Source organism: Brevundimonas sp., assembly GCF_016463485.1.
Lineage (GTDB): Bacteria > Pseudomonadota > Alphaproteobacteria > Caulobacterales > Caulobacteraceae > Brevundimonas.
In genome coordinates, this window is record NZ_JAEMRD010000022.1 from 1 (window position 1) to 23,540 (window position 23,540).

At 69.8% G+C, this 23,540-nt stretch carries 19 protein-coding genes; 6 read left to right on the top strand and 13 right to left on the bottom strand.

The features are described 5' to 3' along the window. From trbL to JHC99_RS05490, 12 genes are all read right to left on the bottom strand, one after another. Positions 1 to 1,074: P-type conjugative transfer protein TrbL (gene trbL / locus JHC99_RS05435; RefSeq protein WP_292152444.1), on the bottom strand; the 1,074-nt coding region annotated here is incomplete at its 3' end. An 11-nt stretch (positions 1,075 to 1,085) separates the two neighbouring features. Beyond that, positions 1,086 to 1,856: a conjugal transfer protein TrbJ gene (locus tag JHC99_RS05440; RefSeq protein ID WP_292152445.1), complete on the bottom strand. Its 771-nt coding sequence runs from the start codon at positions 1,854 to 1,856 to the stop codon at positions 1,086 to 1,088. Beyond that, a complete protein-coding gene (trbE, locus tag JHC99_RS05445; protein WP_292152446.1) occupies positions 1,795 to 4,248 on the bottom strand; it encodes a conjugal transfer protein TrbE in 2,454 nt (817 codons plus the stop codon). The genes JHC99_RS05440 and trbE overlap by 62 nt, the downstream gene beginning before the upstream one ends. Before the next feature lie 7 nt (positions 4,249 to 4,255). Then, the gene (locus tag JHC99_RS05450) at positions 4,256 to 4,534 is read right to left on the bottom strand and encodes a VirB3 family type IV secretion system protein (protein WP_292152447.1); all 279 of its coding nucleotides are present in this window, start codon (positions 4,532 to 4,534) and stop codon (positions 4,256 to 4,258) included. Beyond that, positions 4,534 to 4,854: a TrbC/VirB2 family protein gene (locus JHC99_RS05455; protein WP_292152448.1), complete on the bottom strand. Its 321-nt coding sequence runs from the start codon at positions 4,852 to 4,854 to the stop codon at positions 4,534 to 4,536. The genes JHC99_RS05450 and JHC99_RS05455 overlap by 1 nt, the downstream gene beginning before the upstream one ends. Before the next feature lie 377 nt (positions 4,855 to 5,231). Further along, positions 5,232 to 8,561, bottom strand: a complete 3,330-nt coding sequence (locus tag JHC99_RS05460; protein WP_292152449.1) for a nuclease-related domain-containing protein — start codon at positions 8,559 to 8,561, stop codon at positions 5,232 to 5,234. Further along, on the bottom strand, positions 8,558 to 10,069 hold the full coding sequence (locus tag JHC99_RS05465) for a hypothetical protein (RefSeq protein WP_292152450.1): 1,512 nt from the start codon (positions 10,067 to 10,069) through the stop codon (positions 8,558 to 8,560). Before JHC99_RS05465 ends, JHC99_RS05460 begins: the two co-directional genes overlap by 4 nt. 93 nt (positions 10,070 to 10,162) lie before the next feature. Beyond that, positions 10,163 to 11,104, bottom strand: a complete 942-nt coding sequence (trbB, locus tag JHC99_RS05470) for a P-type conjugative transfer ATPase TrbB (RefSeq protein ID WP_292152451.1) — start codon at positions 11,102 to 11,104, stop codon at positions 10,163 to 10,165. Then, complete coding sequence (locus JHC99_RS05475) at positions 11,101 to 11,544, bottom strand: hypothetical protein (protein ID WP_292152452.1); 444 nt, start codon at positions 11,542 to 11,544, stop codon at positions 11,101 to 11,103. The genes trbB and JHC99_RS05475 overlap by 4 nt, the downstream gene beginning before the upstream one ends. Then, positions 11,531 to 13,408 (bottom strand): type IV secretory system conjugative DNA transfer family protein, encoded by a 1,878-nt coding sequence (locus JHC99_RS05480; protein ID WP_292152453.1) that lies wholly within the window; start codon positions 13,406 to 13,408, stop codon positions 11,531 to 11,533. Before JHC99_RS05480 ends, JHC99_RS05475 begins: the two co-directional genes overlap by 14 nt. A 204-nt stretch (positions 13,409 to 13,612) precedes the next feature. Then, on the bottom strand, positions 13,613 to 13,852 hold the full coding sequence (locus JHC99_RS05485) for a hypothetical protein (RefSeq protein WP_007453078.1): 240 nt from the start codon (positions 13,850 to 13,852) through the stop codon (positions 13,613 to 13,615). A gap of 61 nt (positions 13,853 to 13,913) precedes the next feature. Beyond that, a complete protein-coding gene (locus tag JHC99_RS05490; RefSeq protein WP_292152454.1) occupies positions 13,914 to 14,324 on the bottom strand; it encodes a nuclease in 411 nt (136 codons plus the stop codon). Between the two features lie 129 nt (positions 14,325 to 14,453). Here JHC99_RS05490 and radC point away from each other — a divergent pair, with 129 nt between their 5' ends. Continuing rightward, positions 14,454 to 15,140, top strand: a complete 687-nt coding sequence (gene radC, locus JHC99_RS05495) for a DNA repair protein RadC (RefSeq protein ID WP_292152455.1) — start codon at positions 14,454 to 14,456, stop codon at positions 15,138 to 15,140. Continuing rightward, a complete protein-coding gene (locus JHC99_RS05500; protein ID WP_292152456.1) occupies positions 15,137 to 16,054 on the top strand; it encodes a toprim domain-containing protein in 918 nt (305 codons plus the stop codon). The genes radC and JHC99_RS05500 overlap by 4 nt, the downstream gene beginning before the upstream one ends. A 104-nt stretch (positions 16,055 to 16,158) precedes the next feature. Here the strand turns inward: JHC99_RS05500 and JHC99_RS05505 are convergent, their stop codons facing one another. Next, on the bottom strand, positions 16,159 to 16,380 hold the full coding sequence (locus JHC99_RS05505) for a hypothetical protein (RefSeq protein WP_292152457.1): 222 nt from the start codon (positions 16,378 to 16,380) through the stop codon (positions 16,159 to 16,161). On the opposite strand from JHC99_RS05505, the gene JHC99_RS05510 reads away from it, so the two are divergent. The 4 genes from JHC99_RS05510 to JHC99_RS05525 all read left to right on the top strand — a co-directional run bounded on the left by JHC99_RS05510 (position 16,348) and on the right by JHC99_RS05525 (position 23,511). Continuing rightward, a complete protein-coding gene (locus JHC99_RS05510; RefSeq protein ID WP_292152458.1) occupies positions 16,348 to 18,123 on the top strand; it encodes a chromosome partitioning protein ParB in 1,776 nt (591 codons plus the stop codon). The genes JHC99_RS05505 and JHC99_RS05510 overlap by 33 nt on opposite strands. Positions 18,124 to 18,266: 143 nt before the next feature. After that, on the top strand, positions 18,267 to 22,535 hold the full coding sequence (locus JHC99_RS05515; protein WP_292152459.1) for a strawberry notch family protein: 4,269 nt from the start codon (positions 18,267 to 18,269) through the stop codon (positions 22,533 to 22,535). A gap of 163 nt (positions 22,536 to 22,698) precedes the next feature. Beyond that, complete coding sequence (locus JHC99_RS05520; RefSeq protein WP_292152460.1) at positions 22,699 to 23,052, top strand: hypothetical protein; 354 nt, start codon at positions 22,699 to 22,701, stop codon at positions 23,050 to 23,052. Positions 23,053 to 23,085: 33 nt separating this feature from the next. After that, a complete protein-coding gene (locus JHC99_RS05525) occupies positions 23,086 to 23,511 on the top strand; it encodes a single-stranded DNA-binding protein (protein ID WP_292152461.1) in 426 nt (141 codons plus the stop codon). Positions 23,512 to 23,540 lie beyond the last annotated feature (29 nt).

The following is a 23,540-nucleotide window of genomic DNA, read 5'->3' on the forward strand; positions in this document are numbered from 1 at the left end:
GCCCGGACCGGACGACGGCCTGGGTCCGGGACCGGGGCCGGAGGGGGGCGTCGGTCTCCCCGGAGACGGCGGCCGGGGTCCCGATCCGCCCCCGCTCCCGCCGCCGCCCGGCGTGCGCGAGGCGGCCGAAGCGCCCGCGGCGGATCGGGCGGCGCCGCTGGCGGCGGCCCCGCGACCCGCGAGGGCCGCACCGGTCCCGACGACGCCGCCGGCCGCCAGGGCGCCCGCACCCGCGACCGCCAATCCGCCCGTCAGGGCCGCGCCGGCGCCCAAAGCGGGCCCGCCGGTGACCAGCGCCGAGGCGAGGTTCGGAATGAAGATGGCGAGCATCGCGAGCAGAAGCGCCGCGACCAGGATGGTCAGGGCTTCGTAGATGTCCGGATTGGTCGAGGGCTGGAGCTGGTCGAAGATCGCGCGCGCGCCGGACACGACGATGGCCAGGGCCAGGACCTTGAGGCCCGAGGAGACGACGTAGCCGAGCGGCCGTTCGGCCAGGAAGGCGGTCTTGTTCCAGATTCCGAAGGGCAGCAGGACGAACCCGCCGAGGGTGATGATCTTGAACTCCAGCAGGGAGACGATGATCTGCAGGGCCAGGACCGCGAAGGCCAGCATGATGCCGATCATGGCCAGGCCCAGGATCAGGGCGTCGGTCATGTTGCCCACGACATCGAGCGGGTTCTCAACAGGCGCCGGCGTCTCGCCCAGCGCCTTGACGATCTCCCAGCCCTGCTGGAGCACCGCGCCCGGATTGAGGAACTCCTCGCGCGAGAGCGAGCCGCCGCCCGCCGTTAGGCCGAGTTCCAGAAACCCGGCGTAGATCGTCTCCGACAGGGTCTGCCAGTCGTTGATGATCCAGGCGAAGGCCCCGATCAGCAGCACCTTGCCGAAGCCGGAGGCGAGCACTTCGCGGTTTGGAGACAGCGCCCACTGGATGCCGGTGAGGGCGACCACCAGCGCGATCAACAGGCCGAACACGCCGTTGACCGAACCCTGAAGGGCCGAGAAGCCGGCCGTGACGGTGTTCGAGAACACCACCATCAGTTCGTTCGGGGTCTCCATGCCGGGGCCGGCCATGACGGGGCTCCTCAGTTCCGGGCGTTGGGCAGGGGATCGAACCGCGGCGCGGCGGGTGCGGCGCTCGTCCGACCCCAGAACCGGCGGCGCGCCTCCAGGGCGGCGTCGCGCTCGGCCGCCTGGCGCGCGGCGCTCTCGGCCATAAGGCGGGACTGGGCGAGCAACACCGTGCGCATGCTGGCGAGATCCTCGGCGAGCACGGACAGCATCTGCGTCGACGACTGGATCGCGGCGGTTTCGCCTTCGGCGGCCTCGCTGGCCGCCAGGGCTCCGCGCAACCGGCCGTCCCGGCTCCGGCTCAACGCCTCCAGCTCGGCCGCCGTTCGGGCGAGGTCCTGGGCCGTCAGACGCGCCGTCGCGCCGCGTTCGGCGCCGAGACGATCCAGATCCTCCAGCGACAGGTCGTCCGGATAGAGGTCGGCGAACTGCCGCTCGACCCCCTCCAGGGTGGAGGCGGCGCCGCGCACAGTGCGGGCGAGCTCGCCGATGTCGCGCAGCGTCTGCGAGGACTCGGCCAGATGGCTGTAGGGCGATGCGGCCAGGCTGCGCGCGTCGTTGGCCAGCTGCCGCGCCTCGTTGGCCAGGCTTTCCAGCTGGCGCGCGGCCTGGAGACTGGTCTGCACGTGCGCCTGCGGGTCGAATACGATCTGCTGCGCCGCAGCCTGAGGAGGCGCGGCCAGAGCGATCAGGACGGCGAGCGTGGCGGCCGACGCCGCCTGACTACTCCGCCGCCAGAAGCGACGGGGCGGGCGGGTCGAAACTATCGAAGACGGCGTCGACATGGAGGACTCCCTTGGCTTTGAGGAATTCGCGGGCGAACCGGTCCGGCCGGACGTCGGCCGGATCCAGCGCCGCCAGCACGGCGTCGATGAGGGCCTGATCATCAGGCGAGGAGGCCCCGCACAGCGCGAGGCCCGCGCCGGTCAGCTTGAGGTCGAACAGGCGGCGGCCATCGGGCTGGCGCAGGTAGTAGGTCCGTTTGGGCGTCGCCCAGGCGATGAGTTCCAGCTGTCGGCGGCTGAGGCCGAACATGCGGTAGAGCTCCGCGGAGGCGGGCTCCAGGGCGCGGGGGTTGGGCAGGAAGATCTGCGTCGGACAGCTCTCGATGAGCGCCGAGGCGATCGACGAGCGCACCACGTCGTCCAGCGACTGGGTCGCGAACAGGACCGCCACGCCCCTCTTGCGCAGGGTCTTCAACCATTCCCGGATCCGGGCGGCGAAAGACGTCTCCCCGAGGAAGAGCCAGGCTTCGTCGAGGATCAGCAGGGTGGGCCTGCCGTCGAAACCGCGCTCGATCTCATGAAACAGGGCGGCCAGAACCGGGGCGACGGCGGACGGCGTCGCCATCAGGGTCTCCAGCTCGAAGCACTCGAATGGAGCCAGGGCTTGCGACGCCGGGGCGACGCCGTCGACCAGGGCGCCGTGCGGTCCTTTGAGGGTGAGGGGCTCGAGCGCGGCGGCGACCGCCTTGTCCTGCACGAGCGCGGAGAAAACCGTCAGCGTGCGCTGATCGACCGGGGCCTGGGACAGGGCGCCGAGCGCGGCCCAGATCTCCTCGCGCACCCGAGGCGTGGGATCGAGACCGGCCAGACGAACGGCGTCGGCGAGCCACTCGGATGCCCAGGCCCGTTCGCGCTCGTCGTCGATCCGGGCCAGCGGCTGAAGGGTGAAGTCGCCACCCGGTTGAAGCGGGTGCCAGAGCCCGCCCGCCGCGAGGGTCGCCGCCCGGGCGCTGCGGCCCTTGTCGAACACGACCACACGCGCCTCGGGATAGCGGAACCACTGCAGGGCCAGAAAGGCCAGCAGGGCGCTCTTGCCCGCCCCGGTCGGCCCGACCACCATCGTGTGGCCGACGTCCCCGACATGCAGGGCGAGCCGAAAGGGCGTCGATCCGCTTGTGCGGGCGACGGCGAGCGGCGGGCCGGCCAGTCTGGGGTCGCTCGACGGGCCGGCCCAGACGGCCGAGACCGGCAGCAGATCGGCGAGGTTGAGGGTCGAGACGATGGGCCGCCGCACGTCCGCGTAGGGTTCGCCGGGAAGGGATCCCAGCCAGGCCTCGACCGCGTTGAGATCCTCCGTCCGGGCGACGAAGCCCTGGGCGTTCAGAACGGCCTCGACCGCCCGCGCCTGCTCGGCGGCCCGGTCCGGGTCCTTCGCGAGCAGGGTGACCGTCGTGGTCAGATAACCGTAGGCGCAGGCGTCAGACCCCAGGGCCTCCAGGGCGCCGTCGCATTCGTCGGTCTTGGCGGCCGCATCCGTATCGAGCAGCGGGACCTCTTCCTTGGTGATCGCCTCCCGCAGCAGGACGCCGACACCCTTCCGCTTGGCGAACCAGCGCTTGCGCAACTTGACGAGCTCGACCTCGGCGTCGGCCTTGTCCAGGCCGATCCAGCGGGCGCTCCAGCGGTAGGGGAAAGGCAGGGCTCCGAGGGCGTCGAGCAGGCCCGGCCGGGTGCTGGCGGGGAGCCCCCGAACCGATACGACCTTCAGCGTGTGTCCGCCCAGGGTGGGCGCGGCGCCGCCCAGCAGGGGCGCGTCGGCGAGCCATGCGTCGAGGAACATCGGGGTCTCGGGTAAGGACAGGTCGACCGACCGTGTCGAGACGCAGTCGTGCAACCAGGTCAGCAGCGCCCCGTCGTCCAGGGCCTCGACCTCCGGCAGCGCGTCGGCGAGGAGGTCGATGATCTGGGTCGTCTCGCGGCCGAAAGCGTCCAAAGCGGTGCGCCAGTCGCGGTGCGCCGGCTCGGCGCCGTCGAACAGCCAGCGTTCCATGCGGCGGGTCTGGTCCGCCGGCGGCAGCCAGGTGAGGGCCGCCCGATAGTCGGTCTCGTAGGCGAGCTCGCTGGACTCGAACAGGGCCCGACGCTCGGCATCGACCAGCCAGGCGGCCGCGCCTTCGAAGTCGCTCCGCGGATAGGCCTCGGCGATCCGGCGGCGTGCATCGACATGCAGACACCATCCGCTGCCCAGACGCTTCAGGGCGTTGTTGAGCCGCGCCCGCACCGACATCAGTTCGGCTTCGGAGGCGGACTCCAGGTCGGGGCCACGAAACCGCAGGCCGCAGGTGAAGGAGCCGTCCTTGTTGAGGACCACGCCGGGCGCCACGACGGCGGCCCACGGGAGGTGGTCGGACAGAAGCGATGGCCGGCGGCGATGTTCGTCGAGAAAGCGCATGGCGGCCTCAGGCGTCCAGGTGGCCGGGAAGAGCGAGATGGCGGCGGAGCACTTCGAAGAACCGCTTGTCCGCCCGAGCCGCGTAGAGACCGATCGCGTGGGCGACCGCCCACCACAGCAGGCCGAGCCACCAGATGCGCAGCGCCAGTCCCAGCACGACGGCGATCGTGCCCATGAGGATCGCGTAGTCCCGCGGCATGCCGGCGAGTGTGAGCGGCTCGGTCAGGGCCCCGGCGACCGGCAGTTCCCAACCGGGCGGACGCGCATCGGCGGCTGTGTCCGACATCACGCGATCTCCGCCCCGCCGGCGAAGCCGAAGAACTGCAGGAAGAAGGTCGATGCGGCGAAGGCGATGGACAGCCCGAAGAGGATGCCCAGTCCTCGCCGCATCGAGGAGCCGTTCTCGCTCATCGCGACGCCCGCCCCGAACAGCACGACCGCGACAACGGCGGCGGCCTGGACCACCGGGCCGGTGATGGAATCGACGATCTGCTGCAGCGGGCCTTCCCACGGCATGCCCGACCCGCCCGCCAACGCCTGTCCCGCGAACAGCAGGCCGCAAGTCGCCGTCGCGGCCGAAAGGCCGCGTTGAAGTAAACGCTGCATGGATTGAGTTCCTTGGTCGCTGCGCAAGGTCTGCGCTGACGATCTACAGCAAGCAAAAGCATCCACAGCCTGTCAACGCGGCCTGTGAATATATTTTGGCACGCAGATTTCTGCGTCTCTCTACTGATTCCCGCTCATCGAAATCATCGGGCAAATCGGCCTTCTGCCGACTTGCCGACGACTTTTCGCAGAATGCTGAAACGCGCCTTGATGCGGTGACCCGGCCGACCCTCGCCGTCTTGCCGCCCCAGTTGGCGATCCATGGCGCGGCCCCGTCGCCGGACGCGTTCCAGTCGGAACGCCCCGACGCCGGGCGTCGAGGAAAATACGGTGGCGCGGTGGATCGTTGGTCCGACCACGACGTCCGGTCGGCTCGTTCAGGCCGGGGATCCGGCCGCGGCCTCGATCTGTCGGGCGGCTTTCAGGGCGATCGAACCGAGGTCCGCGTCGTCGAGCCAGCCCTGGACACGGGCCAAGTCGCTCGGCCGCTCGGTGCGGCCGAGGATTTCAAGGGCGAGACGACGCAGGCGGAACAGGTCGGACAGCAGGGGACTGGAGCGGACGAACAGGACGGTGGGCGCGAAATCCCGCTCGAGCGCCGCACGCGCCAGTCGAGCCAGGCCCTCGGCGAACCGATCGGCAAGGGCGACATCGGCCTGGATGTGATAGGCCCTGTCGCTCAGGAGATGATCCACCGGATCGAGGACCAACGCCGCCCCCAATCGCTCGAGGCCGCTCCACGCCTCGGCGATCGCCGCGGCGTCCGGGACAGGTCGGTGCATCTCATAGACGAGCGCGCCCACCCGAGCCCAGGCTTCGGCCGCGGGGCCGGGTCGTAGATCAGCGGGGGGAAGCGGCTCCTCCAGACGCGCCAGGGCTCCGACGGCGTGGATGTAGACGCCGATCGAATCCTGAACAGACAAGACGTCGGTCGCGGGTCCTGTCGCCGCGTCCCGGAGGGCCGTCAAGGCCGCCGGGGGCGGGTCGGTGAACAGGTCCGCCGCCAGGTGCGAGCGCGTCAGTGAATACGGCTCGGCGACCCCGAACGCCCGAGCCCGGATCGTCTGGCGCTGGGCGTCGTCGAGGCGTTCGAAGAAGGCTTCCGCATAGGCGGCGGCGTAGGGATGGTCCGTGGTCCAACCGTAGAGCACGAGCGCTTCTTGGTCCGCAGCAGCGCCGTCAGGAAGCGCGAGAACGTCGGCGAACGCGGTGAAGGCCGCATCGACGTCCAACTCGGATTCCAGGGCCCCGATCGCGCCGAGCGCGTCGAACAGGAAGGTGTTCAGCATCACCTCGTCATTCAGGAAACCGCCGAGCAACTCGGCCAGCTGATCCTGCTCGTGTTCGGGCAGGCGGTCCCCGAAACGGAAGGCCACATCTGTGACCAGGGCCCTCAGGAGATAGACCTCTGTCCTCCAGGCCGCGGCCAGTGCTGCGAGGAAGGTCGTTGGCGGCGGCCCTGCGAAATCGTCGAAGGCCATCAGGGCCTCGAAGAGGAAGGCCAGCTCCCCGACCTCATGCTCCGCGCTCGCGTCGACGGCGGCCTTCACCACAGGAAACAGGTGCTCATGGGATCGTCGATCGAACAGGGTGAGCTTGGTCGATTGAAGAAGATCGTGGACATCGGTCAGGCCGGCGTGGCGCGGCGCGCCGAAGACCTCGTCCAGGATCGCGATCGTCCAGCCGAAGCCCACGGCGGGATGCAGGACCTTCAGCCGCGTCCCCTCGGCGCGGGCCTGGATGCTCATGCCCCGGAGCAGCTGGAGGATCTCCGGCAACAACCCCTCCCCGACGGCGAGCGGCAGAATACGCAGAACGGCCTCATCCGGACGCGACAGCAGGGTGTGCGGCCCGGTGACCAGGTCAGGACCGAGGAAGACGTCGTCCGGCCCGGGCTCCCGAGGCAGGCCGAAGCGGACTTCCGAGTACCGCGCGGCGATCCGCTCCATCAGCAGGCGGCATCGGTCGAGGACCGCAGCGCGGGCCCGGGATCCGCAGGCGCAGCGCAAACAGGCCGCCAACAGGCGTGGCTTGGCGCCATCGAGCAGCGCCTCGAGTTCGGCGGCACCCTCGCTGCCGCCGACGACAAACTCCTCCAGTTCGGCGTTGATCGGCCGGGACGTCGCCGCCGCCAGCGCGGTCGGATCCGTGGCGTGCGCGAGCAGATGTTCGGCCCCGTAGAAGTCCGCGAACAGGTCGTGGCGGAAGCGGATACGCTCGCCCTCGGCGACGATCAGTCCGGATCGGATCAGCCGGTCCGCCAGTGCATCGACGCCCTCCGCAGGCGGATCGAGCCGCCCCAATCGACGCGCGAGCACGCTTCGCGGCAGGACGGTGACGAAGCGCTCGCGCATGTGCGTCGCCAGATCCGAGAGGGCTCTGTGAGCGGCCCCATCGGACGACAGGCGATGGCGGGCGAAGGCGGCATAGAGGGCATGGCGCCCATCCGCTGCGCCCGGCGTCCGGATTACCGTCGCCAAGACCGCCGCATCGTGGGCGGTGGAGACGATGTCCAGCGCCGCGGCTTCCCGGTCATCGAGCGGTCGACCCAGGCGCAGAGACACGATGGCTCGCGCCTGATCGCGATCCGGCTGGGCAAGTGCGAGCACAGGCCCCTGTAACGAGGCCGGCACCTCGATGGCCGCCTGGCCGGCGATGACCACCTGCAGGCCCCAGCGAAGGCGGGCGGCGTGCAAGGCCTTGACGAGTTCGGATTGCTGGTCCGGCGGACATTCATTCCAGCCGTCAACCAGCGCCACGACAGGGGCGCCTGACGCCGCGGCCGAGCGGAACAGTTCGGTCGGAGCTGCGTCCACCCCGTTGGCGACAGACTGGGCCAGGAGCGGCGCGAGGCGACCGGTGAAGTGACGCGCGGGCAGCGGCAGACAGACCATTCCCTCCGCATTGAGGGCCCGGCCGAGCGCCTGGAGAAAGAGGCTCTTGCCGGAGCCGGACCCGCCGACGATCTGAACGCACCAACCGGATCGCAGACCCGCGACGACGCCGTCGAGGTCTACCTCATCACCGCCCCGGGTCAGCGCCATCGGGGCGGTGGGTTCCGCGAGGGCTCGGGCGAGGTCGGCGAACCGGGCCCTGTAGGTCGACACCATCGCGTCTTCGGGGACGAGGGCGAGGTCCTCTCGCCGGGTCAATCCCAGGGCGTCGGCGAACTGTCGCCAAGCCGCAAGGCCGATCGGGCGCTTGGGTCCCTTGTCCAGCAGCTCCAGCAGGCGGCCGTAACCACCGATCCAGGCCTTGTAGGTCCCCTCGGGGAGGTCGGAACCCAGAGGAGGCTCCGGGAAGAGGCAGACGAGGGCCGATAGTCCCGCTTTGGGGTCGCCCCCTCCGGCGAGATCGGACAGTCGGTCGGCCACCGCGAACCGGGCTTCCTCGGCCTGGATGACGGGATTGCGCTCACCCAGACGGCGCTCTCTGCCCCCTTCCCCCGCCAGAACCCAGGCGCCGTTCAGATCGCCGCGCACCGCGCTCTTGTAGCCCTTCGCCTCCACGACCACGGCGGCCGTCTCCGTCGCCACGACGAGATCGATCTGCAGATGCCGACGGCCGACCGAGAAGTTGGCGAGGATAACGGCCTCGACGCCCCGCCGGCGCAGGTCCTTCTCGAGGCGGGCGAGCAGTCGACGTTCGGTCGGATCGGTGGGGTCCGCTCCGAACCAAGTCTCGACCCTCGCCGCTCTCGCCGTCATCGCGGCGGATCCGGCAGGCGCAGGTCGTCCGACAGCGGCTCGTATTCGTCGGCGTCGCGCAGCAGGCCGCGCAGCCGCTCGTCGGCGCCGGCCCAGGTCTCGCCGTCCGCCCCGTCATGGTATCGATCAACGGTCTTGCGCCAGGCCGCGCCCGGATCACCCAGCAGGTCCAGGAAGTACCGATAGGTTTTCCGCGGCGCGAGGATGTAGGCGAGAAACCGCTCGTACGCGGCCTCTTCCTCCCCCCGATCGCAGGCCCTGCGCGCCGCTTCGGCCAAGGCGTCGATATCCACGTCATGCAGCGCATTCGGGCTGGCGGAGATCGAACTCGAGATGTCCGAGAGCTGGAGCTTGAAAGGTCGGTCCGCCACGTCCGGCCGCCTTTGCTTCAGCCAGGCGCCGAGTACGCCGCAGCTGTCGCAGATGACCATGTCGTCGTGGCCGATGATCATGGGTTCGCGGGTGTCGTCTTCCCGAGGCAGGGACCAGACATACTGGCGGTGTCGCTGAACAAACCCGGACCAACGCCGGCGCCCTTTCTGGGAACGGCGCAACAGGCTTCGTTGATCGCGCGCGCACCCGGGACACCGCCAGTCCGGAGGAAGGGCGGCCCAGAGCTCGGGGTAGCGGCCACCATCATAGGCCGCCAGCTCCGCGTCGCTGGGCGCCGGTGCATCGACGCGCTTTGTCGTCGCATTGCGCCCCGCGCCCTCGCGCGAAATCGATCGCGCCTCAAGGGCGGCGGCATCCGCGCGAAGGCGGACGCCGGCGACGTCGTCGCGGTTCAGCCAGTCCAGGGCATATTGACCGGGAGCGTAGGCTGGACTCGCGCCATCGGGCGCGCGGGTGCGAACCAGGCGCCCCGCACCCACGAGGTCGGCGATCGTGCGCCCAAAGGCGAGGCGCGGCTCGAAGTCGCCCGCCTGTTCGAGCCAGATCGCGAGCGCGACCTCCAGATCGACCTTGTGCTTTTCGTTGGGAACCGGGGTGATGAACCGACGGATCTCATCGGGCCGGAAGCTGAAGTACCGATCGATCTGAGGCAGGTCGCGTTTCGCCTTCGCGTCAGCGCCGTTGCAGTCCTGGCACAGGATCGTCGGGGCGAACCGTTCGATCATCTGCGAGCCCATGTGCTCCAGATGGTAGGTCCCCTCCGGGATGCCCTTCGTCCACTCCATCCCGAACCGTTCCTGGAGGCGGTGCGCGATGTACTCGTGCAGATGATCGTGGTGACGGTGAAGATGGGCCATGAGCACGCCGGTCTTCGACACCCGAAGAAGCGCCTTCTTGCCCCGATGGCAGCACGGACAGGCCCAGAACTGCGGGGTGTCAGCCCACGGTCCATTGAGATCCACGACCTCGACCCCCGGTATGGTCAGCGCCTCGCTGATCAGCGCGCTCCACCGGCCGTCGCGATAGGGGAACGCCCGACGCAGGTCTTCGTCGGACATCGCCTCGATGTCCGGCGCCTCGAACGTGATCGTGTGGGTGGGCCACCCCGGCTTCAAGCCATCCTCCCGACTGCCGCGACCTGATTCTGCGCGCGATCTCCGTCAGGATCGGTCGCATCCGGTGCAAAATCCAGCGCCGCGGACGAGGCGTCAGTCGGGCGGAAGCGGGCCGGGACCGTCGATGTCGAGGATGGCCTCGATACGGCGCCCCTCCCCGGTCCGCCGGATATGCACAACGACATCGATCGCCTGGGCGATCATCCGTCGCGGCGGCGTCGTGGTCACTTCGGCGATCAGGTCCTCGATCCGGACGAGCGCCTCTTGGGCGGAGTTCGCATGAATGGTCGACAGCCCGCCCGGATGGCCTGTGTTCCAGGCCTTCAGGGTTTCGAGCGCGGCGGAGCCCTCGCGCATCTCGCCCACGACGATGCGGTCCGGCCGCATTCGAAGCGCATCCCGCACCAGATCGACAACCCCGATCACAACCGGGTAGCGGCGCGTGAGGGTCGGGACGAGGTCCCAGGCGGAACACTGGAGTTCCGGGGTGTCCTCGATGAGGAAGACCCGGTCATTCGCGAACGTCGGCTCGGCCAGCAGGGCGTTGGCCAGGGTTGTCTTGCCCGAGCCCGTGCCGCCTGAGATCAGCAGGTTTCTCCGCTCGGAGACCGCTGCACGCAGACGCGCGGCTTCGGCCTCGGTCATGACCCCGTCGCGGACGTAGTCGTCGAGGCGCCAGATGACCGCGGGCCGCTTCCGGATCGAGAAGGCGGGCGCGGGCGTCACGGGCGGCAGGAAACCCTGGAATCGCTCACCGGTGCCGGGCAGCACGCCGGCCAGCCTCGGCGTCTCCCGGGTGACCAGTTCGCCGACATAGTCCGCGATCAACCGGACCACGCGTTCGCGGGCTTCCGGAGCCAGATGAAGATCCTCGGCGGAGCGCCCGTGACGAATGCGATCAAGCACCAGCCGCCCGTCCGGATTGACGAGAATCTCGACGACCTCGGGATCCACCAGCGCCTCGAGAATCCGCGGGCCCAGAGCGTGGCGCAGCGCTTCCAGCTTTCGTTCTGCGACGATGGGATGGGTGGTCATGGCCTGCCCGGATCGCCGCCCGAGGCGTCCTGCACATCCTGCCGCTGCGCACGAACACCGGAGATAAGCCTGGCCGCCGTGGCGTCGAGCAACGCTTCGATGCGTCGATCGACGGCCGCGAGGGTCACCGGGTCCCTGTCCGTCACAGCATCGGGCAGCCTGAGGAAGAAGGCGCGCGCCAGCTCGATGACCAGCTCCTGGATGATCTGCACATCCCGGGCGGTCGAACGCATATGATCCCGCAGCGCCCGATCCAGCTGCAGGAGCCGATCGTCGGGGTCCGCGGGGAGGCTGCGCGCCAATCCCTTGGCCAGAGACCGTCCGGCGGCCTGGCTCAGGGGGATGTTCGACTGACGGGCCTCGCGCTGCAGCGCGGCGACCACCCGGGGATCGGTCAGATAGACCTGGACCCGTGTCGCGGCGGCGTCACGTCCGGCCATCGGACCCTCCCTGAAGGCCGTCCAGCACGGCCTGTTCGGCTGCGTAGGCCGTCGAGATGCGCTCGTAGGTTTCCGCCGCACGGGCGGCGACGCGCTTGTCGTGGATGGCGGCCTCGACCTCTTTGAACAGCGGGAGCGCTGCGCTGGGATCCTCGCCCAGGCTGCGCATTCCGGCCCAGGGGTGCGCGGCCGGACCCGGGGTGTCGATGCGAGCCGCCTGGTCTGGAACGGGCTGGTCAGCGCGGCTTCGGAACGGCCGCTGGCGATCGTACTGCACCTTGCGGGTCCGCAGCGGTCGGTAGCCTGCGGCGAAGGTGATCTGGACGTCGTCCGGCAGGGCGCGCACCTCGCCCGGCTCCAGCAGAGGACGTTCGACCTCGGAGCGGGAGACGGAGCTGCGCCCGCCCGCCAGACCGGCCGGACCGCTTCGACTGGTCTTGGGTTCGAGGATGGTGCCGGTCAGCTTGGACACCTTGTCCTGGGTCAGCGGATCGAGCGCGCTGAAGGCCGTGTAGACATGGCAGTTGTCGAGGATGGTGTTGTGGGGCCCGTAGGTCTCGACGATGTCGTTCAACGACTGGGCCACAAACATCGTCTTGATGCCGTAGCCGCTCATCAGGCGCAGCGACTTTTCGAAGAAGGACAGGCGCCCCAACAGCGGAAACTCGTCCATCAGCATCAGCAGCCGGCGACGCTTCGATCGCCCCCCCGCGTCCGTGGTCTCGTGGGCCGTCAGCGTCTGCGCCGCCGCGTAGAAGAGCAGCCGGACGACGGGACGGAGCGCCACCGCGTCGGCCGGCGCGACCTGGACGTAGAAGGACATCGGGTTGGGCGCGCACATCAGGTCCGACAGGGCGAAGTCCGACGCCGACAGGGCGCGCTCGAGGTCCTCGCCGGCCAGCCATTTGAGATAGCTGCGCGCCGTCCCCTGCACGGACGTCCGAAACCGGTCGTGCATCGCAGCATAGCCTTTGACGGCGGTGGCGATGAAGGGATGGACCTCCGGCTCTCCCGACGAACCGCGCCGATGCAGGGTCCGAACCATGACGTCGGCGGCGGTGTCGAGATCCGCCAGCATGGCCCTGACCGTGATCAGGGTCTTGTCCGCGTCCGGCGCGGTGTAGAGCACATGCAGGATGACCGCCTCCAGGATCTCGGTCGCCGCCTTGTCCCAGATCGCCTCGTCGTCCCGAACGCCGCCCGGATCGCTGAGAATGGCGACCAGCCGCTGCACCTGGGCCAGCTCCTGAGGCCCGGGACGAATCTCCGCCAACGGATTGAACCGCGCCGTCGCCGGGTCTCTCGGATTGAAGAACAGGGCGTGGCTGTGCCGCCCCCTCCAGCCCGCGGTGACCCGCCAGAGCTCTCCTTTCGGGTCGTGCACGAGAACGCTGTCGGTCCAGCTCAGAAGGGTGGGCACCACATGGCCTCGCCCCTTGCCCGCGCGCGTGCCGCCCGTGACGAGGGTGGGCCGAAGATCGGTCGTCGCCAGCAGCCGGCCGTTCAGTCGTCCGAGGATGCATCCGGCGCCGTCCCTCAGGCCGGCGCGCGCCGCTTCGGCCAACCCACCCCAGCCGCGCGTTCGCCGGACGGCTCCGTTGGCGAACAACAGCATCGAGCCGGCCCCGGTCGCCGATACGAGGAGGAAGGCGGAGATGGGAAGCGAGAAGGCCTCGGGCTGCTGGCCGCCGAACCGACGGCGCCAATCAAGGATGCTCCACGGCCAGTAGACACCCGTGTCGCCGAGCCTCAGGGCCGGGCCGAGGGCGTCGTCAAAGCGGAACATCCAGGCGAAGGTCTGGGTCGCCGCCTGAAGGGCCGCCGCGAGAGTCAGAGCAAGGATCAGGATACGGGCAGTCGGCATGCGGCTCGAACCGAAACAACAGCGTTCGAGACATCGAGGCGGCCGATCTGGGCGACTTTCTGGCCGGGCTCTCAGGGAGCCGGGCGTCGCGGCGTCTGTATTTTCCCGGCTCTAGACGGGCGGGGCCGTCTGCGAGGCGAGTAGACAGAGACTATATTTTCACCATCCCGAGGCCGCAGCCGGTTGGAGACCCGACAACCCGCACTAGCGACTGAAGACAACGCGCTCGGGCGCGATCTTCGACGCGCTGTAGCCGGCGGCCGTCCAGGCTGCGTGTTGCACGCCTTTCGGCGTCGTGCCCTCCGTCGGCGACCACCACGCGTCCGAGAGAGCCGCCTTGGGCAGAAGGTAGCCGATCAGGTTCTCGATCTCGCGGAACGTGAGCTCTATGCGGTCCGTGCGCTGGCGGCGGAGGTAGGCGCCGAGCGGGTCATACTTTGCCATCCGCGATCCCCTCGGCGACCTTCACCGGGAAAGCAAGGGCCCGGCTTGTCGCGCGCGCGTATCAACGGCCCCCTTCTCGCCCGCCTGAGGCGCGCAGGAGATCGCCGATCTGGCGGCCATTCAGACGGCACCGCGCGATCACGCGATCGAACACGATGACCCGTCCGCTGCGGCCGCGTTCCGCGACGCAGTCCAGGTTGCGACCGTTCACCAGCCGAACCAGGCGATCGCGCGCGTCTCGTCCACCCCGTTCGTTGAGCTCGGGCGCGTTGAAGTCGGCCAACCGCACCTCGATCCACTCTGCGGGATTCGAGGTTCGACCGACACACAGGCTGTCGCCATCGCCGACATAGCGGACCGACCCGGCGAAGCGGTCGCCCGCCCGGGACGGCAGACGCCCCTCACACGGGTCGGCGCGTGCGGCCGACGCGAGCCCCCAGAGCGTGAGAGCGAAGAACAGGATCCTGATCATGGCGGCAGTCTGACGAGCGTGCGCCGCCTCGCCAAGGGCCGATCCCGACCACAGCCCAGCCCCGGCTCGAAGTGGAAAGGAAGGGTTGGCGGTTGGCGCTCCGTTCGGGAGCGCTGCTGGAGAACCGCCATGAGCCCTGAAGCCCGGAAAGTCCAAGACACATCGTCCGTCATCGTCGGCGTATTCGGCGATCGATCGTTCGCTAGTCTGGACGATCGCGCGCTGCTGAAACGTCTGCTGGGGCCTGCGGCGCACGAGATCGACCTCGATACCCCCATCCGGCGTCTGTTCGATCGCTACGGCGGCCTCGCGGCGATCATCGCCGCCGACCTGTCCGAGCTGGCTCGGGTCAGCGACTTGCCGAAGCGCGCCCTGGAGCATCTCAAGCTCTCGCGCCTGCTGAGCGAACGACTGGCCCGAAGCGAGGCCTCCGCCCGCCCGGTGATCTCGTCCTGGACCGCGCTCCTCGCCTATGCCCGCGTCGCCTTGGCCGAGGCCCCGCGCGAGCAGTTCCGCGTCCTGTTCCTGGACAGCCGGAACCAGCTCCTGACGGACGAACTTGTCGCAGACGGGACCATCGACCACGCCCCCGTCTATCCGCGAGAGGTCGTTCGGCGCGCCCTGGAGGCCTCGGCCGCCGCCCTTATCCTGGTCCACAATCACCCATCCGGCGATCCGACCCCATCTCGGGCCGACATCGAGGTGACCCGTCAGATCGTGGACGCGTCGAAGCTGTTCGGGATCAAGGTCCATGACCATCTGGTCGTCGGGCGCGGCCACACCGCCAGCTTTCGCACGCTCGGGCTTCTGTCATGAGCCTGCGCGCCATCGTCCGGGCGCTCGGCGGCGACCTCTATCAAGGCGGCCATCGCGCCAACATCCCGGCGCCTAGACACAGCGCCGCTGACCGATCCGTCTCGCTCGTGTGGACGCGGGGCCGTGTGATCATCCACTGCTTCGGGGAAACCCGGTGGCAGGATGTCCGGGACGATCTTCGACGGCGTGGCCTGCTCGATGCACGCGAGCAGGACGGCGTCTCCTTCGTCGCCATGCCGCGGCCGGACGATCATACGCGGCGTCGTGCGGCGATCGACCTGTGGGCCCGAGGCGCGAGCACCGGCGCCGTCGGGCTGCTCTCCCGACACCTGGCGCTTCGCTCCGTGGTCTGGTCGCCCCATCTCATGGATCTGCTCGAACACCCGAGAGCGCCGGTCTCGGTGTATCGCGGTCGGGGGGCGTCTCGACCCGCCATGATGGCGGCGATCCGCGACCCGGACGGCGTGCTCACCGCCGTCGAACTGACCTATCTCGAATCCAACGGCCGGCGGGCCGACAGCCTGATGCTTCCGCGAAAGACGGTCGGCCTTGTGCCCGCCGGGTCGGCGGTCCGGCTCACGCCGGCAGCCCCGGAAATGCTGGTCGCCGAGGGGGTCATCACGACGCTCTCGGCCATGGCGCGCCTCGGTCGTCCGGGATGGGCTCTGCTCTCGGCCGGCAACCTCGCCGGGTGGCGGGTCCCGCCCGGCGTGGGAGATCTCCTCATCGCGGCGGATCGCGGACGGGCCGGCGAAACCGCAGCGCGACGGCTCCAGGATCGCACCCGCGCGGCGGGAGTCCGATGCGAAATCGCCTTGCCGCCGGCCCCGTGGGGCGATTGGAACGAGGCGGTCCGCCACAGCGAGGGAGAGGGAAAGGAAGGGTTCGGCAGGACGCCGGAGGCGCGGGGATGAGCCCCGACCCCGGCGGGAGATCCACAATGACCCGATCCGCATCCCCGGCCTCGACCGTTCAGGCCGACCCGACGACCAGCTCGCGCGTCCCGATCCAGACCCCGCTACGGGACGTCGATATCGCCCCCGAGAACCTTCGCTTCGGCGAACCGCCGGATGAGGACATCCCCCTGCTGGCCGAAACCCTGCTCGCCGCAGGCCAACTTCAGCCCCTCACCACAAGACCGGGCCGCAAGAAGGAGCGGGGCCACATGGCGCTGGACGGACGCCGTCGGCTCCTCGCCTTCCGGCTTTTGCTGGACCAGGGCCGCATCGCCGACGATCATCCGATCGACATGTTCGTGGAGACCGATCCGGCTCGCCAGGCGGCGGCTGTCCTGCTGACCAACACAGCGGTCCCGGTTCATATCGCCGACGTCATCGCCGCGATCGGCCGGATGTTGAAGTCCCGCCTCGGCGTGACTGCGATCGCCAGGGCGATGGGCTATGCCGAGATCGACATCAAGCGGCTCGCGGCGCTGTCCGGGCTGCCGCCGGTGGCACTGGAAGCCTTGAAGGCCGGTCGGCTCAATCTCCGTCAGGCCAAACTGCTCGTCCGCCTGAACGACCCGGACGAGCAGGCGGAGCTGGCCCAGATGACGCTGGACGGCCACGGCTTCCAGGACTGGCGAGTGACCGAGAAGCTCGATGCAGGAGCGGTCAACGCCAACGATCCCCGCTGTCTTTTGGCCGACGCCGACCGTTACAACGCGGCCGGCGGCCGCACGGAGACCGACCTGTTCGGCGAGCGCGCGCCGGTGCTTCTCGATCCCTCGATCCTGACGGACGTCTGGTCCCGGCGGGCGCGGGAGATCGCCAACGTCTTCGAGGATGAGGGCCTGCCCGTTCATGTGACTGCGGGCGAGGATCCGGAGCTTCCCGAGGATCTGGAAACGATCGGCTACGTCTACGGCGGCATGCTGCCGAGCGCCGCGATGGCGGTCTATCGCGAGGCGCGAGAGCGCTTCCAGGCCGCCGGGGACGAGGCCGCCGCGATCCTGACGAACCCCGAACGAGCCGCCGACGCCGACGACGCGCTGATCGCGCTGGTCCGGTCGAGGATCGCCATGGATCAGGCCGGCTGGAGCGGGCGGGTCGCGACGACGCTGATCTTCCGCCCGTCCCGGCAGCATGGCCTCGACGTCCAGTGCTTCACGCCGGTCGAACCCGACCCGCAGACGGACGAAGACGAAAGGGAGGAGCCCACGCCGCCGCCAGCACCCGCGTATCGACCGCCCGAAGCGGAGGCGCCCGAGCCCGACACGGACGGCGTCAACCACGTGCTGCATGCGGTGCGCACCGATGTGGCCACGCGCGGCCTGATCCGCAGCCTCGCGGACGACCCCGGGGTGGCCCTGACAGCCCTCATCGCCCGTCTGTTCGGACAGGTGGCGATCCGCACATTCGGCGTTCGGGCCGAAAGCGCGCTCGCCCTGAGCGCTTCCGCCTTCAATCCCGTCGGCGGGCGGGTGATCGACGCGCTCGACGGCGAGGTGCGGCAGCGCCTTGATGATCGAAGGGCCGCCTGGGAGGCGTCGGGGCTCACCGTCATCGCCTGGGTGCATGGCCTGCCCCATGGCGAGAAGATGAGCCTCCTGGCGGAGCTGACCGCGCTGGCTCTCGACTTGCGCGAGGAACGCACCACGTTGATCCGGCGCGCCGCCCGGGCGGAGGCGGCGGAGCTGGCCGAACTCTGCGACGCCCGCATCACTCTGCACTGGACGCCCGATGCGGACTTCCTGAAGCCACACTCCAAGCCCCTCCTCCTGGGGATGCTGGAAGAGATGGGCGAGGACGACGCCCGTGCGGCCGGCCTGAAGAAGACGGAGCTGATCGACTGGGTGGCGGAGCGCGCCGCCGAGCGGAGCTGGGCGCCGTCCGTCCTCTCCTGGACAACGCCGCCCGTCGACGGCGCGGTCGAGGACGACGATGCAGGCGCTCCCGATGAAGGGGACGCGCCGGACGATGACGGCGTCGGGGCCTTCATCGTCACCGACGCCGGTCACGCGGCTCTTCAACCCGCCGCCTGAGCCGCCGGATCGAGACGCCCGCCCCGCACCCGCGGGGCGGGCGTTGTCGCGGCGACGAGGAGGAAGAGGAAGGGCGGCGCTTCGCGAGTCCGGAGGACCGCGAGGGAGGCGCCCTCCGCTCCGAGGCTCGAACGGAGCCTGCCATGTCCCTGATCAGTTCACCCACGCTGTCGCTGTTTCCGCAGCCGACGACCTCCGCCGCCCGGTCAGCCAACACCTTCGCGGCGGCGCGGGCCCTGGCGGCCCAGCTCGCCCGCTCTCGCCCGTTGGATCGACGCCTCGTCTCGACGATCCTCACCACCGCCTTCGGCGCCACCGACGCCGAGGGTGCCTGGTCCTGGCGCGACGCCTATGACGCGATCGAGGCGGCGACGGTGCTTCAGATCCGCCGGCTGGGCTCTCAGGTGGCGCGGCTGGAAGACGCCCCGGCGGAGATCGTGACCCTGTTGGCCGGGATCGGAGCGCTCGGGCTCACCCACAGTCGTCGAAGCGAGGAGCAGGTCGCGCTCGATCAGTTCTCCACGCCGGCCGAGCTCGCCGGGGTGGCGCTCCTCGCCGCCCAGGTCCGCCACGGAGATCGCGTGCTCGAACCCTCCGCCGGCACCGGCCTGATGGCGGTCGTCGCCGAGGCCTGCGGCGGGACCCTCGTCCTGAACGAACGCGGCGAAGGCCGGGCGGATCTCCTGGCCAGCCTGTTCCCCGCGTCCCCGCCGTCGCGCCACGACGCCCGCCATTTGCACGACCTGCACCCCGACGCCGGGCGCATCGATGTCGCCGTGTGCAATCCGCCTTTCTCGGCCCTCGAGGCGCACCTGATCGCCGCGCTCGGGTGTCTCGCGACCCATGGACGCCTCGTCGCGGTCGTCCCCGTCTCAGCCCTGACCGATGCTGGACTGATGGCGCGACTGGCCAGGCGTGGGCCTGTTCTCGCCCGGATCGGGTTTCCGCCGCGCGCCTTCGCCCGACATGGAACGAGCGTCGAGACTGGTCTCGTGGTCATGGATCGGGGCGAGGCCGGCGCGATCGCGTCGATCACCTCCGCCGACACCCTTTCGGACGCCGCTGTCGTCGCCGCCGCGCTTCCGGCGCGTACGGGAGCCCGACCGCGCCAGCGCATACGGACGGCCCCCGCGGCGCTGCTGCGGCCAGCGGATCGCGCGCGCGCTCTGCCCTCCGGACGTTTGTCCTTTCTCGACGGCGCGGCGACTGTTTCGTACGAGACCCGCCCGTGGTGCGGCGAGGGGCGTGACGTGGGCCTCTATCAGGCGCACCGCCTCGCCCGCATCGCGCTCCCCGACGCCCGGCCTCACCCGTCGCCTCTCGTCGAATCCGGCCCCATGGCCTCGGTGTCGCCGCCGGCGCCCACCTATCGGCCGACCCTCCCGCCGGCCCTCCGCGACGAGGGCCGGATCTCCGACGCCCAGACGGAGACCGTGATCTACGCCGGAGAAGCCCACGCCGGCTACCTGCCCGCATGGTGGAGCCGTGGAGACGCCGGCCATCAGCTCGTTCTGGCGCGTGAAGACGTCGACCAGGCCTTCCAGCTTCGGCGCGGCTTCTTCCTCGGCGACGGCACGGGGTGCGGCAAGGGACGGCAGATCGCGGCGATCATCGCCGACAACATGGCTCAAGGACGGACGCGCGCCGTCTGGCTGTCTCGCAATGACGCCCTGCTGGACGATGCCAGGCGCGACTGGGGCGCTATCGGTGGCGGCGCGCACGACATCGTGCCGCTCAACCGTTGGAAACTCGGCGAGGACGTCCGGCTCGACCGGGGCGTCCTGTTCACGACCTACGCCACCCTGCGCCAGCCGGCGCGCGGCGAGAAGATGTCTCGCCTCGACCAGATCGTCGCTTGGCTCGGTGAGGACTTTGACGGGGTGATCGCCTTTGACGAAGCCCATGCGATGGCCAATGCGGCCGGTGGCGGAAAGGGCGCGCGGGGGACAAGGAAGGCCTCCCTCCAGGGGATGGCCGGTCTGGCGCTGCAGAACCGGCTACCCAACGCCCGCATCCTCTATGTGTCCGCAACAGGTGCGACCACCGCGGAAAACCTCGCCTATGCGGCCCGACTGGGGCTCTGGGGCGGGCCCGACGCCCCCTTCGTGACGCGGGAGGACTTCCTCGAGGCCATGGACAAGGGCGGGGTGGCCGCCATGGAGCTGGTGGCCCGCGAGCTCAAGGCGCTGGGCCTGTACGCGGCGCGAAGCCTGTCGTTCGAGGGCGTGGAGTACGAACCGCTCGCCCACGACCTTACCGAGGACGACATCGCCATCTGGGACGCCTGGGCCGACGCCTTCCAGATGATCCACGCCAACCTCGGGGAGGCGCTGAAGGCGACGGGGCTCTCCGATCCAGAGGGCAAGCCGCATAGCGGCATGGCCGCGTCGGCGATCCACTCCGCGTTCGAGGGCGCCAAGCTGCGCTTCTTCGGTCACCTGCTGGCGGGGCTCAAGGCGCCGACCCTGACGGCGGCTATCCGCCAGGATCTGGCCGAAGGCCGATCCGCCGTGGTTCAGATCGTCTCGACGAACGAGGCCGTGATGGAGCGGCGTCTCGCCTCGATCCCGCCGGAAGAGTGGAACAACCTCTCCATCGACCTGACCCCGCGCGAATACGTCCTCGACTATCTGCGCGAGGCCTTCCCGATCCACTTGATGGAGGCGATCGAGGACGATGACGGGGGCATGACCATGGTCCCCGTGATGGTCGACGGACGCCCTGCTGTCAGCCAGGACGCGCTGCAACGCCGCGCGTTTCTGATCGGCCGCATGGCCAGCCTTCCGGCGGTCCCTGGTGTTCTTGACGCGATACTCGCCGCCTTCGGGACGGACGCCGTCGCCGAGATCACCGGACGCACGCGCCGGGTCGTGGCGCGCGATGGGCGGCGATTGGTCGAGCGGCGCGGGGCGGCCGCGGCCCGGTCCGAAACCGACGCCTTCATGTCGGGCCGCAAGCGCGTCCTCGTCTTTTCCGACGCGGGCGGCACAGGCCGCAGCTATCACGCCGACCTCTCCGCGCCGAACCAGCAGCGCCGCGTCCATTATCTGGTCGAGCCGGGATGGCGGGCTGACGCCGCGATCCAGGGCCTTGGAAGGAGCCACCGGACACATCAGGCGTCGGCCCCGCTCTTCCGTCCCGTGATCACCAACATCCACGGGGAGAAACGCTTCACCTCCACGATCGCGCGACGACTGGACTCTCTCGGCGCCCTGACCCGAGGAGAACGCCGCACCGCCGGCGCGGGTCTGTTCAGGGCGGAAGACAATCTCGAGAGCCCATGGGCGCGTCGCGCGCTGCTGGTCTTCTACGGAGCACTGGGTTTCGGCGAGCTGTCGGCGATGGATGTGGAGACCTTCGAGACCCGCACGGGCCTGAAGCTTCGGGACAGTGACGGCGCGCTGAAGCCGTCAGACGACCTGCCGCCGATCCACACCTTCCTGAACCGATTGCTCGCGCTTCGGATCGCGGACCAGAACGCCCTGTTCGCAGACTTCGACCAGATCCTCGGCGGAATCCTGGAGCGCGCCGCCGCCTCGGGCGACCTCGACCGCGGGCTCGAAGACATCGAGGCCCAGGAGCTCGAGGTGGTCCAGACCGAGACGATCCGGACCGATGTATCGACCGGGGCGGAAACGGCTCTGGTCACCTTCGACCTGAAGGTTCGGCGGGAGATCACGACCTCGGACGCGGTCCGCCAGTCCTGCTCCGGCGTCGAACACCGGCTCGTGGTCAACGGCCGGTCCGGGCGTGCCGCCGTCGCCGAGCTGGGCCTGACCACGACGACCGATGATGATCGCCTCGTCGCCGCCGTCCGCCTGCATCGCCCGGACCAGCATCAGGTCGTGCCGCAGACGGCATTCGCGGAGTCGGCGTGGGCCGATGCGGAGGCATCGACCTGGTTGACGCTCTGGGACGAGGAGGTCGCCGCCACCGACTCATGGCGCACGCGCCGAATGACGCTGGCGACCGGGCTCCTCCTGCCGATCTGGGGTCGCCTGCCCGCCAAGGGGTGTTCGGTTCGCCGGGTCCGCGCACCGGACGGACGGCGATGGCTGGGGCGGGTTCTGGACGAGGTTCAGGCCGCGTCTCTCAAGACCGCTCTGGGTCTCGGGGACGCGGGGGACGCGTGGGGGGACGGAGCCCGCACGGCCGCCTGCATCCTCGATCGCAACGTCCAGCTCGCACTCGCCGGCGGGCTTTGGCTGCGGCGCGCGCGGGTCATGGATCGATGGAGGCTGGAGGTCGTGGGCGGTCGCACGGATCGCGACGCCCTGGTCGCCTGCGGCGGGTTCGTGGAGATCATCGCCTACACACCGCGTCTCTTCCTCCCCGTGGATCGACCGGATGTCGTGGAGGCGGTGCTCCGCCGACACCCGGTTCAGTCGGTCCTGGACGGCGCCGCAGCGTGAGCGGCTGGACCATCCGGAAACAGATCTCGGCCCATCGAGCGTGAGGCCGCCGCCCGCCGGGCGAAGGCCCGGCCGGAAAGGAGGGAAGGAAGGGGAGGTCTCGGGTGAAGCGGGATTGGGGAGATCGGCTCCCCGTCGGCTTCGCCTCGAAAAGGAGACTGAGATGCAGACCATGGTGTTCACCGGCCGCCTCGCGGCCGATCCCCAGATCAGCGACGACTTCGGCAAGGCGGTGTTCCGTCTGCTCGAGCAACGCGGCGTCGATGGCGCCGGCAAGCCCAGGCTGGTCGGCGTCAACTGCGTCAGCTGGTCGAAAGGGCTGAACGAGAAGGTCATCGCCCGAGGCCTCGCCCAGGGCTGCGAAGCCGTCGTCGTCGGCGCCTTCATCGATACGTCCTACGCGACCCGGGACGGCCAGGAACGCACCGCCAAGGAACTGGTCGTCAACCGGCTGACCGTCCTGGACTGGGCCGAGGACCGGGAGGCGCACGCCGCCGACACCCGCGCCGCCGCCTGATCCACCCCCCCTTTCATTTCCAGGAGACTGACCATGCAAACCCTCACCCTCGAAGGCTATCTGGCCGCCGACCCGTCCATCCTGTCCGCCCAGGGCTCCGGCAAGAAGCGCGCGAGCTTCCGCGTTCTGGAGACCACCCGCTTCCGCCGCGCCAGCGGCGAGCCGGGCGAACGCACCACCGGCTTCAACTGCGTCTGCTTCAACGAGGCGACGACCGAGAACTACATCCAGCCCTACGCTCGCAAGGGCAGTCGGGTGGTCATCCAGGGCCATGTCGAAAACGACACCTGGACCGGGAAGGACGGCGTCGAACACTACGACCTCCGTCTCGTCGTCAGCGACATCCGGCTGAAGAACCGTCGCGAGGCGGAACGGTCGGATCGGGCCGCGGCCGGCGTGTCCGAGCGGGACGCCGAGGCGGGCGGCGGCTACGACCTGAACGACGACATTCCCTTCTGAGACCCGCTTCGCGCGGATCCAGGCCCGGA